13 protein-coding genes are annotated in these 17,544 nt (G+C 39.7%); all 13 read right to left on the bottom strand.

Annotated elements, in window-relative coordinates; all coding sequences use genetic code 11:
• Positions 1-19: 19 nt before the first annotated feature.
• Positions 20-802, bottom strand: coding sequence for an enoyl-CoA hydratase/isomerase family protein (locus AC4D4A_RS01800; RefSeq protein ID WP_490994313.1), 783 nt, complete (start codon positions 800-802; stop codon positions 20-22).
• Positions 803-824: 22 nt separating this feature from the next.
• On the bottom strand, positions 825-1,595 hold the full coding sequence (locus tag AC4D4A_RS01795; RefSeq protein ID WP_139891865.1) for a 3-hydroxyacyl-CoA dehydrogenase: 771 nt from the start codon (positions 1,593-1,595) through the stop codon (positions 825-827).
• Positions 1,596-1,643: 48 nt separating this feature from the next.
• Complete coding sequence (locus AC4D4A_RS01790) at positions 1,644-2,795, bottom strand: thiolase family protein (protein WP_490994312.1); 1,152 nt, start codon at positions 2,793-2,795, stop codon at positions 1,644-1,646.
• Positions 2,796-2,808: 13 nt separating this feature from the next.
• Positions 2,809-3,945 carry an acyl-CoA dehydrogenase family protein gene (locus tag AC4D4A_RS01785; RefSeq protein WP_490994311.1) on the bottom strand — a complete coding sequence of 379 codons (1,137 nt, stop codon included), beginning with the start codon at positions 3,943-3,945 and terminating at the stop codon, positions 2,809-2,811.
• A 264-nt stretch (positions 3,946-4,209) separates the two neighbouring features.
• A complete protein-coding gene (locus tag AC4D4A_RS01780; protein ID WP_490994310.1) occupies positions 4,210-5,298 on the bottom strand; it encodes a CaiB/BaiF CoA transferase family protein in 1,089 nt (362 codons plus the stop codon).
• A 91-nt stretch (positions 5,299-5,389) separates the two neighbouring features.
• Complete coding sequence (locus AC4D4A_RS01775; RefSeq protein ID WP_490994309.1) at positions 5,390-7,531, bottom strand: sigma 54-interacting transcriptional regulator; 2,142 nt, start codon at positions 7,529-7,531, stop codon at positions 5,390-5,392.
• Positions 7,532-7,629: 98 nt separating this feature from the next.
• Positions 7,630-9,147 (bottom strand): class I adenylate-forming enzyme family protein, encoded by a 1,518-nt coding sequence (locus tag AC4D4A_RS01770; RefSeq protein ID WP_490994308.1) that lies wholly within the window; start codon positions 9,145-9,147, stop codon positions 7,630-7,632.
• Between the two features lie 38 nt (positions 9,148-9,185).
• Entirely contained in the window at positions 9,186-10,388 is a 1,203-nt protein-coding gene (locus tag AC4D4A_RS01765) for an iron-containing alcohol dehydrogenase (RefSeq protein ID WP_490994307.1), read from the bottom strand.
• Between the two features lie 35 nt (positions 10,389-10,423).
• Positions 10,424-11,941, bottom strand: coding sequence for an aldehyde dehydrogenase family protein (locus AC4D4A_RS01760; protein ID WP_490994306.1), 1,518 nt, complete (start codon positions 11,939-11,941; stop codon positions 10,424-10,426).
• A gap of 20 nt (positions 11,942-11,961) precedes the next feature.
• Entirely contained in the window at positions 11,962-12,834 is an 873-nt protein-coding gene (locus AC4D4A_RS01755) for a R2-like ligand-binding oxidase (protein WP_490994305.1), read from the bottom strand.
• An 818-nt stretch (positions 12,835-13,652) separates the two neighbouring features.
• Positions 13,653-15,206 carry an acyl-CoA synthetase gene (locus AC4D4A_RS01750; RefSeq protein ID WP_490994304.1) on the bottom strand — a complete coding sequence of 518 codons (1,554 nt, stop codon included), beginning with the start codon at positions 15,204-15,206 and terminating at the stop codon, positions 13,653-13,655.
• Positions 15,207-15,877: 671 nt separating this feature from the next.
• Complete coding sequence (locus tag AC4D4A_RS01745; RefSeq protein WP_490994303.1) at positions 15,878-17,023, bottom strand: histidine kinase N-terminal domain-containing protein; 1,146 nt, start codon at positions 17,021-17,023, stop codon at positions 15,878-15,880.
• 351 nt (positions 17,024-17,374) lie between these two features.
• Positions 17,375-17,524: a lmo0937 family membrane protein gene (locus AC4D4A_RS01740; protein WP_490994302.1), complete on the bottom strand. Its 150-nt coding sequence runs from the start codon at positions 17,522-17,524 to the stop codon at positions 17,375-17,377.
• Positions 17,525-17,544 lie beyond the last annotated feature (20 nt).

The raw sequence follows: 17,544 nt of genomic DNA, 5'->3' as shown, positions 1-17,544 counted from the left end.
ATAGCAAACACTTACATGCTTATTGATGAGTAAATACCGGACGGCGTTTTTCAAGGAATGCAGTTACTCCCTCTTTCATATCCTCTGTTGTAAAGATTTCCTGGAACAGGTTTGATTCCAATTCGAGCCCATCCTGTAATTGATGATCTGCCCCCTCATTGACTGCCTGCTTGATTCTTCTTAAAGCCTGAAGAGAATGCCTGCTGATTTTCCGGGCCAGTTTGCGGGCAGCTTCAATCCCTTCTTCATCTGTAGCAATTTGATTAATGATCCCGAGCTGAAGCGCTTCTTTAGCCGTTATCGAATCGCCTGTAAACATCAGCTCTTTTGCTTTAGCTGAACCGATTAAACGGGGCAGCCTTTGCGTTCCCCCTCCACCTGGAAATAGGCCGAGCTTCACTTCAGGCAAGCCAAGTTGGGCCGTCTCCTTGGCAATACGCAGATCACAGACAAGTGCAAGTTCAAATCCACCGCCCAGTGTTATTCCATTTAAATAGGCAATAGTAGGCTTCGGAAAATCGGATATCAATCGAAAAACCTCATTTTTCTTACTGGGCTGTTTTTTGGCCTCCGTGCTTTGGTTAATCATGTTGGGGAACTCCTTAATATCTGCTCCCGCCATAAATGCCCGGTCACCTTCCCCTGTTAAAATAACCGTAACCACTGAATTGTCATCTCTCAGTTCACTAAAGGCATCACAAAGCTCACTTGCCAGTAGTTCACTCAAAACATTCATAGGTGGATTATCAATGACGACCGTTGCGACATTATTCTCTTTTTCAACACGCAGCAATGAATACATAGCACTGCCTCCTCTTAATCTATTATTTTGGCTGCATACGAATTGCCCCATCCAGGCGAATTGTTTCTCCATTCAGCATTGGATTTTCAATAATACTTTTGACGAGCATGGCATATTCTGAGGGATATCCGAGCCTTGGCGGGAATGGTACCATCGCACCGAGGGCACTCCTGGCCTGCTCTGGTAATCCCCCAAACAAAGGTGTGTCAATCAAGCCCGGAGCAATCGTCATAACACGAACTCCGCTTCTCGCTAAATCTCTTGCCAACGGCAAGGTCATGCCAACAATTCCACCCTTTGAAGCACTATAGGCTGCTTGGCCAATTTGTCCATCAAAAGCTGCTACTGAAGCTGTATTAATGACAACACCTCTTTCCCCTTCTTCATTAGGTTCATTCTTAATCATTTGTTCTGCAGCCAGACGAATTACATTAAATGTCCCAACCAAATTGACCTCAATCACTTTTTTAAATCTGCCAAGATCATGAACTTTATCCTTAGAGACGACTTTTTCACCTACTCCAATCCCTGCACAATTGACGACCGTATTGATTTTCCCAAACGTTTCAACACTTTTCTCAATGGCAGTCCGAATCTCATCCTCACTGGTTACATCCGCTTTTACAAAGATCACATTTTCATGACCGAGTGATTCGGCTAATGCCAGCCCTTTATCTTCCGAGCGATCGATAATCGTTACTTTCCCGCCATTTTCCACAATATTCTTGACTGTAGCCTCTCCCAGACCCGAAGCTCCACCTGTTACAACAGCAATTATATTTTGCATCTTCATACAACCAACCTCCATTTTTTAGTTTTCAATCATACCTGTTTGATTGTTCTATTCAATTCGTTTGATAATCGTTGCATTGGCCATACCGGCACCCTCGCAAATAGCCTGTAATCCATATCGTCCACCCGTTCTTTCGAGTTCATGCATTAAAGTAACCATGACCCTTGCCCCACTTGCACCAAGAGGATGACCGAGTGCAATCGCTCCTCCGTTTACATTTAACTTATTCATGCTTGCTTCAAGTTCTTCCTTCCAACAGAGCGGAACTGATGCAAAGGCTTCATTGACTTCATATAAATCCATATCCTGTATCGTCAGTCCTGCTCTATCAAGTGCCATTCTCGTCGCCTCGATCGGTCCAGTTAACATCAGGGTTGGATCGGATCCTACAATCGTTCGGGCAATTATCGAAAATCTTGGTTTTAAGCCTAATTCCAACGCCTTCTCCTTAGACATGATTAACAAGGCTGCAGCTCCGTCACTCATTTGACTGGCATTCCCAGCGTGTATCACACCATTTTCTCTAAAAACTGTAGGCAAAGTGGCCAGCTTTTCAAGAGACGTTCCCCGACGTGGGCCTTCATCCTGTGTAACTAAAGTCTTTGCTCCCAAATCATCCAATACTTCCACTGGCACGATTTCACGATCAAAGCGCCCCTCATTTTGGGCTTGAATAGCTCTCTGATGACTCAATAGAGAAAATTCATCAAGTTGATTGCGGCTAAAGCCCCATTTCTCAGCAATTCTTTCTGCTGATAGTCCTTGATTGATTAATTCATAACGGGAAGACAGCTGTTCACTAGGCTGTGAATGCTTTCTTGTTGAACCCATCGGCACTCTTGACATACTCTCCACTCCACCCGCTATAACGATATCCATATCTCCACTCAAAATGGCTTGTGCCGCAAAATGAACCGCTTGTTGACTGGAACCGCATTGTCGATCAATCGTCGTGCCAGGTACTTTAATGGGGAAATCAGCCATCAAGGCAGCTGAACGTGCAATATTTAACCCTTGTTCTTCCACTTGGGATACACACCCAATAATGACATCCTCAATCAAATCAGAAGAAACACCTGCCCTGTTTACTACTTCTTTTAAAACGTTTGCGAGCAAATCATCCGGGCGGATGGAGCTCAATACTCCATTACGCTTTCCTACCGGTGTTCTGACTGCTTCAACAATTACGGCCTCCCTCATATAACTCTCCCCCTTATAATCCAATTTTCTTAGCGATTATTTGCTTCATAATTTCATTTGTACCTGCATATATCGAGGTGACCGCTATATCTCGGTATCTTCTCGCAATCGCATATTCTTCCATAAAACCGTAACCACCGTGCAATTGCATACATTGGCTGACCAACCTCTTTGCCATATCGGTTATCCACCATTTGGCCATGCTCACCTCGGTGACAATATCCTGTCTCTCCATATGCCTCACAATTAAATCGTCGATAAATGTGCGACCTATCTCCACTTCGGTCGCCATTTCAGCTATTTTAAATTGTGTATTTTGAAATTCACTGATTGATTTACCAAAGGCTGTCCGCTGTTTGACATAATCAATCGTGATTTTCAATGATTCCTCTGCTGCTGCTAAGGCCTGAATCGCACACATTAACCTCTCCTGCTGAAGCTTGGCCATCAAATAATAGAATCCTTTATTTTCTTCTCCTAATAAATTGCTTATCGGTACTCTTGCATCCTCGAAAATTAACTCAGTCGTTTCACCCGCAAGCTGACCAATCTTATTCAGCTTTTTGCCGCGTATAAATCCAGGTGTTTCTTTTTCAACTACAATCAGACTGATTCCTTTATGTCCCGCCTCTGGATTTGTTTTACAGGCAACAATAGTCAGGCCGGACCTGAGTCCATTTGATATAAACGTTTTTTGCCCATTAATAATATAGTGATCCCCATCTCTAACAGCTCTTGTCTGCAAATTCCCTAAATCTGATCCCGTTCCCGGCTCAGTCATTGCAATAGCCGTTGAATATTCACCCGTAATGCACTTTGGAATCCATCTTTGTTTTTGTTCTTCTGTACCGAATTCATATAAATATGGAACAACAATATCATTATGTAAAACACATCCTCCGATTCCGCTTCCGACTCTTTCAAACTCCTCAGCAAGAATGACTGAATAGGCAAAATCTGCATTAAACCCACCATATTTTTCATCTGCCCACGGTACAAGAAACCCTTGGTCTCCCAACTTTTTCCACAAATCTCCAGGTGTGCTTTTCTCCTTCTCCCAATCAAGATAGTAAGGAATCACTTCCTTATCTAGAAATTTCCGAACTGATTCACGAAAAATACGATGCTCTTCCTTTAAATAACCGGTCATATTTGTACTCCCTTTCTATTCATAGTCTTATATCTGTACACCCTATATACATGCAATTATCATGCCAAATTATTAAATGGGTATTCCGCCAGATTGTGAGATTGGTTGTATGAAATCTGTACACCTTCCCATTCGTTAGTGTCTCGTTTCGTCCATTGTCGCTTGCTGTAGCAGGTTGGTTTAAACGGCACCTAGCAAAATACGCTAATTATCAATCTATAAAGAAAAAACTGCCGGTATTCATACACAGCAGTTTACTAGCGTTTATTTTTGATAGGTTCGATTATGCTGGCCAAGCTTTGGATAGGTACCGATTATTTCATTTGAAAATGCTCCTGATTGAAATCCAGTCACCATATATCGATATGAATCTTTCTCGTGAATTAGATTTCTGTCCTTCATATAGATATGTTCGCTTAGCTCATCGGCTTCAAGGACAGGCGCCATGCAGCAATCCACTTCCATAGAGAAATGAATCCATTCCTCGAATGTTTTACTTGCAAACAATTGAACTATTTCCTGATAAACATCATTTTGCTTAGTCGGCTTAGAAAATTGAGCATCTATCCATGCATCCTGTCCTGTTGCCGCGCAAAAATTTCTCCAAAACTTTGTCTCCAACGCACATAACGTCATATACCTGTGATCTTTGGTTTCATAAATTCCATAACAAATCACATTACCATTTAAAGTAGGGATTCCGTTTTTTCTGCCTGTTGCTGATTCAATAAACACATGGTAATTCATTAATGCAGCAGTCGTGTCCAATAAAGCAATATCTAAATAGCTTCCACTGCCTGATCGTTCTCTTTGAAAGAGGGCACCTAGTATAGCTTCGGTTGCTGAAGTTCCACCGATCAAATCAGCAAATGTAAGTGACGGTTGAATGGGTCTGCCATTCCCATCCTTTAACTGAGCTAATACACCGCTGAGAGCCATGTAATTCAAATCATGGCTGCCTAGTTGGTGCATGGTTCCTTTTTGACCATAGCCGGATAAGGAGCAATAAATAAGCGATGGCTGCAGGACTTTTATATCTTCGTATCCAAGCCCTAAGCGAGCCATTACACCAGGACGGTAGCTTTCAATTAAAATGTCTGAATTACGGATCAACTCAATCGCCAATTCTTTGTCCGCTTCGTTTTTCAAATCCAGGGCCAAGCTATTTTTATTTCGGTTCATACACCGGAAAAGATAATTTTCTTTTTGATCATCCTCCAATGGCATACGCGCATGATCTCCAGTTGGAGGCTCTATTTTAATGACTTCTGCTCCTAAATCTGCCAGCCGCAGGGTTGCATAGGGTCCGGGCAAGTTTTGGGTGAAATCAACTACTTTAATTCCCTTAAGCATGTACGCTTCCTCCTTAAATTCACCTAATTCATATCCTGTTAAAATATAGAATTTATCCCATTCATAAAGAATGTCTGATTTTCAAACACCTTCATTTCTGCTGTTTTAAGTGGGAAGATTCAGGCAGTAACCAATCATACTTCTTTAGCTTGTCATACAATACAGATCGGCTGATTCCAAGCAGAAGACAGGCCTTACTTTTATTCCCTCCTGACATTTCCAATGATTTTTGTATGGCCATCTGCTCCGCTTTCGCTAATAAAGGCTGTGTTTCATCTTCCTCCTCTTCATTCAAGAAAAAATCATAGCCAACTTTCTGCAGAATATATTCTGGAATGTCCTCTAGGCCGACTTTGCCATCCTCTGCAAAAATCATGGCTCTCTCCCAAACATTCCGCAATTCCCGGATATTTCCGGGCCAATCATACTCCAATATTGCTTTCTCGAACAATGGGTTCCACCCTGTAATACTTGTCCCGTTTTGTTTATTAAATTCTTTAATAAAAGCTTCGCTTAGGAGGAGAATATCCTTTTTTCTCCGCCTTAAAGGAGGAATCTCGAAGGATATGACATTCAACCGGTAAAATAGATCCTCCCTAAATCCCCCGGCAGCAACCATTTTTTCCAAGGGACGATTGGTAGCGGCAATGATTCGGACATTTACACTGATCCGTTCTGTTCCGCCTACTCTGTAAAACTCTCTTTCTTGCAGGACACGAAGCAGCTTGGCCTGAATGGGTAAGGACATATCCCCAATCTCATCGAGAAAAAGTGTGCCACCATTAGCCATATCAAATTTGCCGATCTTCCCTTTATGTTTAGCGCCTGTAAAAGCGCCTTCTTCATATCCAAAAAACTCTGACTCCAATAAATGCTCTGGTATAGCTGCGCAGTTCACCGTAATAAACGGACCCTTTCCAAATGGACTGGCACTATGGATGGCATGGGCAAATAACTCTTTACCTGTTCCGCTTTCCCCAAAAATTAATACCGTGGTCTTTACCTTGGCTGCTTTCATCCCACTCCTCATAAGCTTATCCATTTGCTTATCGTGTGACAGGATTTGATCAAAAGTAAATCTTGATTTCTCAAGCTTGGTAGGATTCAGATTCTTCCTATCATTTATCTCTGCACTTTTGAATAACTCACGGACTTCGTGCAGTTGGCGATAAACGATTTTACCAATGGCACCGATAATTTGCTCATCCTGATAAACGGGTATACGGTGAACGATATAGTCTATTCCTTTAACCTGCATAAACTCACTTACTTCCGCTACACCCGTTTTCATCACATGCGGCAAATGAAGATGTGGTAAAACCGATTCGATTTCCCTCATATCCAATTGCTGTTCATAAAGATCAAACAGCTCAATTAACGAGGGGCTGATAAAAGTAACTTCTTCTTTTTCATTTATCATGACAAGGCCATCATAAGCATTATGGATAACAGATTGCAAAAGTGTTTTCCATTTCTTTTGAAATTTTAGTTCTCTCGTTAAATTCTCTAATTCAGATACATTTTGAAAAAGCGTGATATACCCCTGTTTACCATTTTCTAAATCATACTTCGACAGACGTACCATATAATGTTCGGATTGAAAAACCATTGGAAAATGAGCTTCCATTTTCTCGGAAAATTGATCTAATTGAGGGATATAAATCTCGAGGTTTTCATTGATGAGTGATGAATAAGGGATGCCAATCATGTCAGTGATTTTTTCATTCACAAAGATTATTTGATTTTTTTCATCTGTCATAATGGCTCCCAGATTGGATGTTTGTAAAACTTTTTCAAGCTGTTCTTTTAATAATTGCGTTTCTCTCACGTAATTCATAACCGCATTTGTTTTTGTAAAAATACCTACAGGTGCACCCTGTTTGTTCACAACAATCCCCGTGCCAACCCTGCTCTTGGATATTAGTTTTTCCAACAGTTCAGCATTCATATCCTCCAAAACCGTTCCTACATCTTTTTTGATATACTCACTGATAGTCGTATCTTTAGAAACATCAGTCAGAATCATTTGGTACAATGAACTTCTTGTAAATACGCCAATAAGTTTTCCAGAACTGTTTGTCACCGGAATCGTATTCCACTTTTGCTTATACATGATTGACAGCGCTTCCATCAATGTGTTCGTTGGTGATAAACAATGTTCGAGCGGACTCATAATTTCTTTAACGGGCTTTATAGTTTTCTCCCCCTTTAAGATTCTATATACGTTTTCCACAAATACGTGTAAAACTCCTCTAAATATAGGAAGGGAATAAAAATCGGCAAAATCCTTCTCGTTTAAGAATCAGGATTTTGCCCCACTGAAATCATTTATTATTTAATAGTATTTTTATCGTAATCTTTTAAAACAGTTTTTAGCATTTTTCCTGTTCCTGATTTCGGTAGTTGGTCAATAAAACAAATATAATCAGGAACCTTATACTCTGCCAGTCTCTCTTTACAATAGGAAACTACCTCTTCTTCCTGTAACTCTGGTTTTTTCTTTGCTACATAGGCCACCGTTTTTTCGCCAAAGACCGGATCAGGCCTGCCAATAACGGAACACTCCAAAATATCAGGGTGCGTGTACAATACTTCCTCTAACTCACGCGGGTAAATATTAAAGCCGCCTCTGATGATCATGTCCTTCTTCCGGTCCACAATAAAATGGTATCCATCTTCATCATAATAGGCCAAATCACCAGTATATAACCATCCATCTTTAATCGTGTTAATCGTATCATCTTCCTTCTTATAGTAGCCCTTCATCATGTTTGGTCCTCTGAAAATAATCTCCCCTACCGCGTGAGGCTCTACTTCCTCACCTTCCGGGTCAACAATTTTCAAATCGACGCCAGGAATAGGCACTCCAACAGAATTCAATTTTTTAGCCATATCTCGAGGTGTGGTCATTAGCATAACTGTACTTTCTGTCAGACCATATCCTTCTGATATTTCTACACCAAGTGATTGATTGGTCTTATGGAGGATCTCAGCAGGCAAACTCGCACCACCACAACCAGCTGTCCGAAGATGAGAAAAGTCTAAATCTGAAATGGCTGGATTTTGAAGAAAGAAAGCATACATAGTTGGGACGCCCAAGAATATCGAGATTTGATATTTTGATATCTTTTCAAGTGTATCAACAGGATGAAAACGTTCCTCTAAATAAATCGTACTTCCGTGGGCAATCGGCGCTAGGAATCCTTGTAATTTGGCATAAGCATGAAAAAGAGGCAATACACAAAGGACCCTGTCTTTTGGCGTTAATTGATTAATGACGGCTGCCGTAATTGTCATCCAATTCAAGTTGGCATGTGTAATCATGGCTCCCTTTGGATTACCGGTCGTCCCGGATGTATAAATGATTTGCGCGACATCCTCCGCATGAACAGGGGCCACCTTGCTGATAGGAGATAGAGACTGCAATTCCTGCCAGTCAGTAAATGGATGATTTTCCTCTTCTCCAAAATAATAGATTTCTTTCATCTGTTTAAAGTCATTCATAGAGTTTTGAATGACAGCGGATGCAGCAACTTCCGTAATTAAATATTCCGATTCCGAATCATTAATAATATAGGTTGTTTCTTTTTCTTTAAAGGTAGGGTTAATGGGTACGACTGTTGCACCAGTTGCTAATATAGCAAAATACGTAATGATATATTCCGGTCGATTGGTCATCATCAACGCTACTTTTGTCTCCTGAGTAATGCCTTTATTTTTTAACCCGGCTGCAACACTGAAAATTTGATCTCTCAGCTCTTGATAAGTCATCACTTGTTCCCGGTAATGAATAGCGTGCTGATTGGGCAAACGCGACACAGTGGACGTTAGCAGTTCAACAATATTCAAAAATTAACTACCTCCTTAAAATATAGAATCTTCGCCTATTAAACACTTACTTTTGTGCCTAAAACCTCTCGGCAAACCTGCTCAATTACCTCTTCTGGCAAACGATAGGTTTGACCAGAAGGATCATTTTGGACAGCAGATATAAGTTCCGATATATCGGCAGATTCAATGTTATATTCAGAAAAATCATCTGGTAAGTTTACAGCTTTACGAAGTGCTTCAATTTCTTCTATACATTGCTGTAAGCACTCTTCCTCGGTATCGGCAATATTCTCAATACCAAGCGCCTGAGCAAATTCTTTTATCTTAGGTAAATAGAGAGGAGCTAAGTTTTTCATAACACTCGGCATTAAAACAGCATTGGCTAAACCATGTGGGATGCCATACTTTGCACCAAGAGTATGGGCTATATTATGGATTGGCATTTCAGCAAATGCCAAGACAAAGCTTGTAATCGCCATCGCACTCGCCTGCAGCATAGTAGCACGTGCTGCGATGTTACTGCCTTCATGTACAGCTGTTTCCAAATTAGCTCTAATTAGTTTAGCAGCATGGAGTGCAAATGCATCTCCCATTGCACTTGAATTATTGGAAAAATACCCTTCAACTGCATGGGTTAAGGCATCTAATCCAGTAAAAGCCGTAATTTTTGGCGGTAAGCCAACAGTTAACTCTGGATCAAGAATTGCGATATCTGAATTGATAAATGGATGGAGCAAATTACACTTCACCCCTAATTGCTCATTGTAGACGACCGAGATGCCTGATATCTCCGCACCTGTTCCGGCTGTAGTTGCAATCGAAATGTGGGGAATACCCATATGCTGAGCCTCTGGCCAAACTTCTAAAACATTTCCATTCATGGCATGTTCGATCTTGTTCACTTTCTTATGAAGACACCATTTAATGGTTTTTGCTGTATCCAAAACTGAACCACCGCCGATAGCAATCAAAGAATCACCATTGCACTCTTTGTAATATTGCAGCCCTTTATTAATATTGGAGGACTTGGCATCCTGTGTAACATCATCAAATACCCCTGCCAATTGGATACCAGGTACCATCTCAAATAAACGCTGGATTTTTTTCGTCAATCCGGCCTGGGTTAAGCCTTTATCTGAATATAAAACCGGTCGTTTACCGCCCAATGATTGAATTAAGTCTGGAATAAGTATATGCGACCCTGCCCCATTCTTAATGATTGATCGATGGATAAATTCATAATACGAAGTGACCTTCATCTTATCTCCCCATTCCTATTAGTTTTAAAAGAATGCTAGAATATCAGCCCTAAAGCTGCCCGTTGTTCATTTTCAGTTGTGAGTGCTGTTATAATACTTTTTTGCTCTGTATACTCATTGAAAACCTGACTTCCCAATTCACGTCCAAGCCCGCTTTGTTTATAACCGCCGAATGGAGCATCATTTCTGAATGCATGCCATTCATTAATCCAAATTGTTCCTGCCTTAAGCTGCGTGGCAATTTCATTTGCTTTTACAACATCACGGGACCATACTCCTGCTGTTAATCCATAAATCGTATCATTAGCGATTTCAATAGCTTCTTCCACTGTTGAATACTTCATCACACACAGAACTGGACCAAAAATTTCTTCCTGTGCTATTTTCATATCATTAGTGACATCTGCAAAAATGGTTGGCTCGATGAAATAACCCTGATCAAGTCCCGGTCCTTCTGCTTTTTTGCCACCGCATACAAGACGGGCACCCTGTTCCAATCCGGATTCTATATAGCCTAAAACTTTATTCATTTGTTTCTCTGATATGACTGGCCCCATTCCGGTACTTGGATCAAGTGGATGGCCCAATTTTATTTTTGCAGTCATGGCCACCAATTTTTCAACGACGATATCATACATCGATTCATGAACCAGGACACGTGTGCTTGCTTCACAAACTTGACCGGCATGAAAGAATACGCCAAGTAAAATCCCAGGTATGGCCACTTCCAGATCAGCATCCGGAAGTACAATTGCAGGTGCCTTTCCGCCAAGCTCGAGCGTAACTTTTTTCACACCCGTAGAGGCTAACTCCATGATTTTCTTTCCTGTTTCAGTTGAACCTGTGAACGCAATCTTCTCTACATCCGGATGTGTCACAAGCGCCTCTCCTACCTCTGAACCTGATCCGGTAATGACATTGAAAACTCCTTTAGGAAGTCCTGCTTCAACAGCAATCTCCGCCAGTTTTAATGTCCCAAGCGGGGTATCAGATGCCGGCTTGACAATAATGGAATTCCCCATAGCAATGGCTGGAGCAATCTTCCACATTGCTAAGACAAGCGGGAAATTGAACGGTGTAATCGCGGCTACAACGCCTAATGGTTCCCGAACCAACTGGGCTCTATTTGCCCCGAACACTTCCCTTACTGGCAATGCTTGAACAAATTCATATTCAAGAGCCATATTGGCTGTTTGCTGAAGAGATAAGATGAGCTGCATTATATCTGCTCCGCCAATTTTACGTAAGGTCGCTCCGGTACTGATACCTTCCAAATAAATTAACTCCTGGGCATGTTCCTTTATTTTACCGGCAAATTGCAACATGATTTGTGCTCTTTCTGCCTGTGTTTTCCTTGACCATACACCTGATTTAAAAACTTCTTTTGCATTTTGGACAGCTTTATTCACATCGTCTTTTGTACCTTTAGGGACTTTACCAACTACTTCAGATGTAGCTGGATTTATGACATCAAACATTTCTCCCGTAGATCCTGGTGTCCATTCTCCACCAATAAATTGTGCGAATTCCTGAACCTTCACGTCTGTACTCATCCTATATCCCCCCTATTTTCTTACTCAAAAATAACTTCAGTTTCATGAATTTCTTCCATCGTTTTTTCCTGGGCACGTGAAAGTACCTCAATCCGAGCACTCAATTGTTTCAGTGCATATTCCATTGCTTTTCCTTCCTCAATACCAAGACTCGTTACTTTTGCCCCATCTTCCCTCGCAGTCAGCTCATAGGCAATTGGAAGCAGCTCCTGGAGTCTTACTTGGACACGATCAAATAACTCGGGGTTTTCATGAATCAAGCGCTGAATAAGGAATGTTCCAAATCCAATATGGCGTCCTTCATCCCTCTTTACATTCCTTATTCCTTCAATAAATCCTGGGAATAGATTCGCTTTTGATAAAGCTTCATAGAAGAACCAATATCCGGTTTCCGCCAATACACCCTCAGCAAAGATATTGTATGTGACCGCAGCATCCAGCATCGCTTCAGGTGACTGATCTACGAGTAATCTATTCATTGTCTTAGGGAGGACATCGTCAAATAATTTCCTATGACCGGATGTCAGGAGATGGCTGAGATCCTCATTCACGCCGATTTCTTCTAAAAATAGACTAAAGAACTCCGCATGCTTAGCTTCTTCAAATAAGAATGTAGATAGGTAGGACTCCTCTTCAAACCATCCTTTTTTGGAAACAGCCATAATCATCGGCAGGATATCCTCCGAGACAGCTTCCTCTCCGCCAATAAACTGTGCAAATTGAATCAGAACTTCCTGCTGCTGATCAGGACTTAGCTTCTTCCAATCTTCTTTATCCTGGCTAAAGTCAATATCAACCGGATTCCAAATCCCATGTCTTTTTGCCTTTTGGTACAGCTTATACGGAAGTGAATCCTTTTTGATCATTTGTTTGGTAGTTACATATTCGCGCATTCATATCCCTCCTTTTAGAATAATTAACTTTTATTTTTTCATGGATGCTTTTCGTATGTATTCCCTCCTCCCTACATTAATAAAGCGCTTACATTAAGTTGCATCCACTTGGAACAGCCTTCATTTAACTAATTGCAAGTTCCGTGCCAACACACTATCCGTGTAAGAATCAGGAAAATAATATGGCCTTTATTTAGGAATGCTTGATTTCCAAACAACCTTTTTTCCTTGCTGTTTGAATATCAAGCATAGGCTTTTTGAACCCTGCAGACGGAACTTCTTTACTTAAACTGTAACTTATAACCTATACATAATATGTTGTAATTTGTAGGCTAACTAAAAAAAGATAGAATAAATCTATCATCAATTTCCAGGCCTATTAATAGGATTTCATTTTGAGACTATTTTTCTTTCTTTTATTAAATTTTAATGAAAAACAAGTTCCCCTGTGAAATCAATCCATATACATAGTTTAAAAAGTACTTTTAGTAAATAATAGAGCGGATTCAACTAATATTTGAACCGTAAATGACAGTAATTGAGCCAAACCACTTTAAGGATTGAATTAGCGAAGACTAAGTGAAAAAGGAAGCCGATTGAGCGCAGATTTTCATTTTTGCGATATGTCTATGTTTAAGCTACTATAACGACTATTTTTCTATCGTGCCTATTAGTATAGATAATTACCCGATAGATACATATAGTTGTACCTTTTTCCCCCTATAAAAAAACTCAACTAGTGAAGTCGCATAAAAAGAGGCAGTGATAAGCCACTAAATTTCCTGTCACTGCCTGATGCTCAAACGAACTGACCTTATCTACTTTTCTGTCTCTAAATATCCCTTTCTAAGGACTGTCTTAACAATTTTTCCAGCTGCGTTTCTTGGCAATGAATCTACGAAATGTACCAGCTTAGGCTTTTTATAGGATGCCAAATGGTCCTGGCAAAAGAGAATGACTTCTTCCTCTGTCATTGTTTCACCAGACTTTAGAACGATATATGCTTGAACCACTTCTCCCCATTTTTCATCAACTGCACCGACGACAGCACTTTCAACCACTTTGGTATGTCTATTTAAGACTTGTTCAATTTCAGCTGGGTAGATATTCTCTCCGCCACTGATAATCATATCTTTTTTACGATCAACGACATAAATAAATCCTTCATCATCCATCCTGACTAAATCACCGCTATGAAACCATCCTCCACGGAATGCCTCTCTAGTTGCTTCCGGATTTTTGTAATATTCTTTCATAACGGTTGGTCCACGGTAGACAATTTCCCCTACATCCCCGAGCGGAACATCATTCATATGGTCATCAACAACCCTGATTTCCACATTGACCACCGGCTTACCAACGGAAGAATTTTTCCTAATAGAGTCCTCTGGCTGAAGACAGGTGGTAACCGGGCTCATTTCTGTTTGCCCAAAAGGATCGCGCAGTTTCCCATTCGGAAAATATTTTGCAATTCTTTCTTTCAATAATAGAGAACAGGGTGCACTCCCAGCGGCACACCTTTCTAATGATGTTAAATCATACTGTTCAATCGAAGGAAATTCTACAAGCATATGCCACATGGTCGGTGCTAAAAAGATAAAATTAATTCGTTCTTTCTCGATAGTTTGAAGTACTTTTTCGGGGTCAAATTGCGAATGAATCACGGTGGTTCCATTAATAGGGTATAAAAGAGTTGATAAAGCAGCAATGTGAAATAAGGGCGCAACTACTAATTGTTTGAAATTTGAGCTAAGTCCTGCTGTGACGACTTGGTTCATCCCATTCATGCACATATTTTGATGAGTTAAAACCGCTCCTTTTGGACGCCCAGTTGTACCTGAAGTATACATAATAAGCGCTCCATCATCACCTGATAATGAATTACACGGACGATACGTTGATGAGCTGTCATATATTTCCTCATATGGTATATGGGAAGAGGATGAATCTCCATTCACGATAACTATACTGTCTACAAGCTGAATTTGTGATCGTATCGACTCAATCACAGGTAAAAAGACGTGATCAACAAACAATATTTTACACTCAGATTGCCCAATGATATACGCTAGCTCATCTTTTGTGAGGCGAAAATTTATTGGGACTCCCAATGCTCCAACTAATGAGGTAGCAAAGAAAACATCAATAAAAGGAAGTCCATTCAAGAGCATAAATCCAACCTTATCCTGATATCCTATACCGTTTTCCTGCAACCATCCTGCTAAGTGGGTTGCTCTTTTCTCTGACTCACGATAGGTCAGTTTCTCACTGCCAAATAGGTATGCCTCTCTCTCAGGAGCCGTGTGTGCTGCCCTGCGTAAATACTCTCCAATTAACAATGATCTGGATAAATCCAAATTAGATGTCGTCACATAAATCCCTCCATATTTAAATTTTGATCTATTTAAACAAAATCACTTAAATGGTTCATTATGAAATCAACCTCTATGGGAGAATTGGCAAGCATCTACTGTATTTTGCCATCACTTACAATAATGCAATTATGATGCCAACCTGTATTTTTGCAATCACATGCTAATATTCAATTATTCATGTCTCTAAATCACACACAACAATGATTACAGGTGTCTGATAGTCTAACACATTGATCCACGCCGATTTTTAATATCTATGAAATTCGAATCTGATGGAAGAATAATAAATTTCTCTTTTTCCTTCTTGTCCATTACGCAAAACGACGTGGCTTAATAGAATCTAAATCTGAGCTCCATAACAAGCTCTTTCTACTGATCTCTGGGACCGCTTTATACGAGTATTCTCTTGCTCTTTTTCCTTTTGGAACATAACTACCCATAAAAAAACAGCACCTGCCCGTAATGGATAAGTGCTGCTTAAATAAAATATTTCAGAAAAGCTTTATTACATTTACAAATACACAGCGTAATGATCCTGAGTTTTCTCGCAATCCTATCAGTCTCTGGACTGCTTTTAGAGGTATTTTTAATTACCAGCCGAATAAATGTTAATGACCATATTAAATTTTTAAAATGCATCCGATTAATAAAGAGATCTTAAGTAGAACTCACTGTGCAGGATTAATAATGATAGAATCAGGCAGAAAAATACTAAATTCCGTCCATTCCGGATTGGACGTACATACTAAGTCTCCATTATAACTATCAATAATTTTTTTGCATACATATAGGCCAATACCCGTACCTAATTCCTTCGTAGTGAAAAATGGCTCAAAGATGGATTCAATATTTTCATTTGCAATCATAGGCCCATTATTGGACAAGCTTATCACTAATTGATTGTTCTTAATAGTGGTCTTTACTTTAATCAAACGCGGAGGCGGCTGATTTTTTAAGGCATCAATTGAATTAATAAAAAGATTGAGGGCAACCTGCTTCAATCCATTTCTGCTTGCCTTTATGGTTAAATCGGCAGGAACATCGATGTCAACCTTAACATTGGTGTCGATAATATTCGCATAGCTTAATTGTTTAATCTCTTCAATCAGATCCCTGATTGATATATCCATAATTTCCTCTTCATTGAATTCAGCCTTTGATGTGTGCAAAAATTGGCTAATCCGAAAATTTAATTGATTAAGCTCATAATCCATGATATCTAGGTATTTCATATCGGGATATTCATTTCTCAAAATCTTATTAAATCCCATTACAGCTGTAAGCGGATTACGGAATTCATGCACAAAGCTTGATGATATTTGGCCGAGCAGTGCTAATTTATCCTTATGGTTTTCATTGATGAATGTAGTCTTCTCATCAATGACCCTATTTTTCAAATGTATACTGGTCGAAACCAATTCATAGCTGAATGTGTCAAATTGTTTATTGATATTATTAATTGTACTTTGGAGTATATAAGAGGGTATATCCATCTTCAGCACAAAATTCACAAAAATTCTGCGTCCCTGATTGATGTTATATAAGACATCTCCTATATTAATATCATCGATTCGCTCCCTGGCTGTCCTTATTGCCATTTCCTTAATTTGATTTTCAGATATTTTCCCGTTTATCGTATCAATCAATTGGTTGAACATAATTTTACGCGGCTGTTCCATAGATTCTAGATAATCCTCTTTATTTGACATCTTAATAGAATCTAAATACTCCTGAAATAAACTCGCCTCTTCTTTTATCAATAAATCCTCAATCAGCTGCTGATATTCACCTTGCTTTAATAAAATTGGCTCCATACCATTAGACCACCATTTCACTTTAGCTTTACACGTATGTTCTATATTCGACAAATACACCTGATATCCTTTACTGTCATAAAAACATTTACTGATTGTGAATATTGTAATATTCATGTAAAATGATTATTTTTATGTAATTCCCCTTTTGAAAATACCATTCTTCCCCTTATCGCACATCCATGTATAGTGTAATAAAAGACCTGTAACATCAAACACTTAACGATACACCAGTTATTTATTAATCAATTAGGTCCAACTAAAAAGGACTATATAGGAAGCAATGTCCTTATAGTCCTCAGTGATGGCTGATATAGTTGATTTGAATTCTTTAGTTTTAAATCTGCCTATTCACCTTCGCGAAACTCTGTTCTTGATAATATTATAAACAAGTACAAGCGCAGCCACTATTAAGAAAACATGGATAATTGCTCCACCTATTTTAAATATAAGACCTAATAACCATATAGCCACCAAAATTCCAACTAATGTCCAAAGCATTTGAATCATCTCTCTTCCAA

The organism is Pradoshia sp. Z5_111 (assembly GCF_058267535.1).
Note: the sequence above shows the minus strand (reverse complement) of the source record. Positions and strands in the feature narration are given on the sequence as shown.

Coding starts and splice junctions, on each gene's coding strand:
- AC4D4A_RS01745 (WP_490994303.1), bottom strand. CDS start 17,023: ATGGAGCCAATTTTATTAAAGCAAGGTGAATATCAGCAGCTGATTGAG.
- AC4D4A_RS01765 (WP_490994307.1), bottom strand. CDS start 10,388: ATGAAGGTCACTTCGTATTATGAATTTATCCATCGATCAATCATTAAG.
- AC4D4A_RS01755 (WP_490994305.1), bottom strand. CDS start 12,834: ATGCGCGAATATGTAACTACCAAACAAATGATCAAAAAGGATTCACTT.
- AC4D4A_RS01795 (WP_139891865.1), bottom strand. CDS start 1,595: ATGAAGATGCAAAATATAATTGCTGTTGTAACAGGTGGAGCTTCGGGT.
- AC4D4A_RS01760 (WP_490994306.1), bottom strand. CDS start 11,941: ATGAGTACAGACGTGAAGGTTCAGGAATTCGCACAATTTATTGGTGGA.
- AC4D4A_RS01780 (WP_490994310.1), bottom strand. CDS start 5,298: ATGCTTAAGGGAATTAAAGTAGTTGATTTCACCCAAAACTTGCCCGGA.
- AC4D4A_RS01740 (WP_490994302.1), bottom strand. CDS start 17,524: ATGCTTTGGACATTAGTTGGAATTTTGGTGGCTATATGGTTATTAGGT.
- AC4D4A_RS01800 (WP_490994313.1), bottom strand. CDS start 802: ATGTATTCATTGCTGCGTGTTGAAAAAGAGAATAATGTCGCAACGGTC.
- AC4D4A_RS01785 (WP_490994311.1), bottom strand. CDS start 3,945: ATGACCGGTTATTTAAAGGAAGAGCATCGTATTTTTCGTGAATCAGTT.
- AC4D4A_RS01790 (WP_490994312.1), bottom strand. CDS start 2,795: ATGAGGGAGGCCGTAATTGTTGAAGCAGTCAGAACACCGGTAGGAAAG.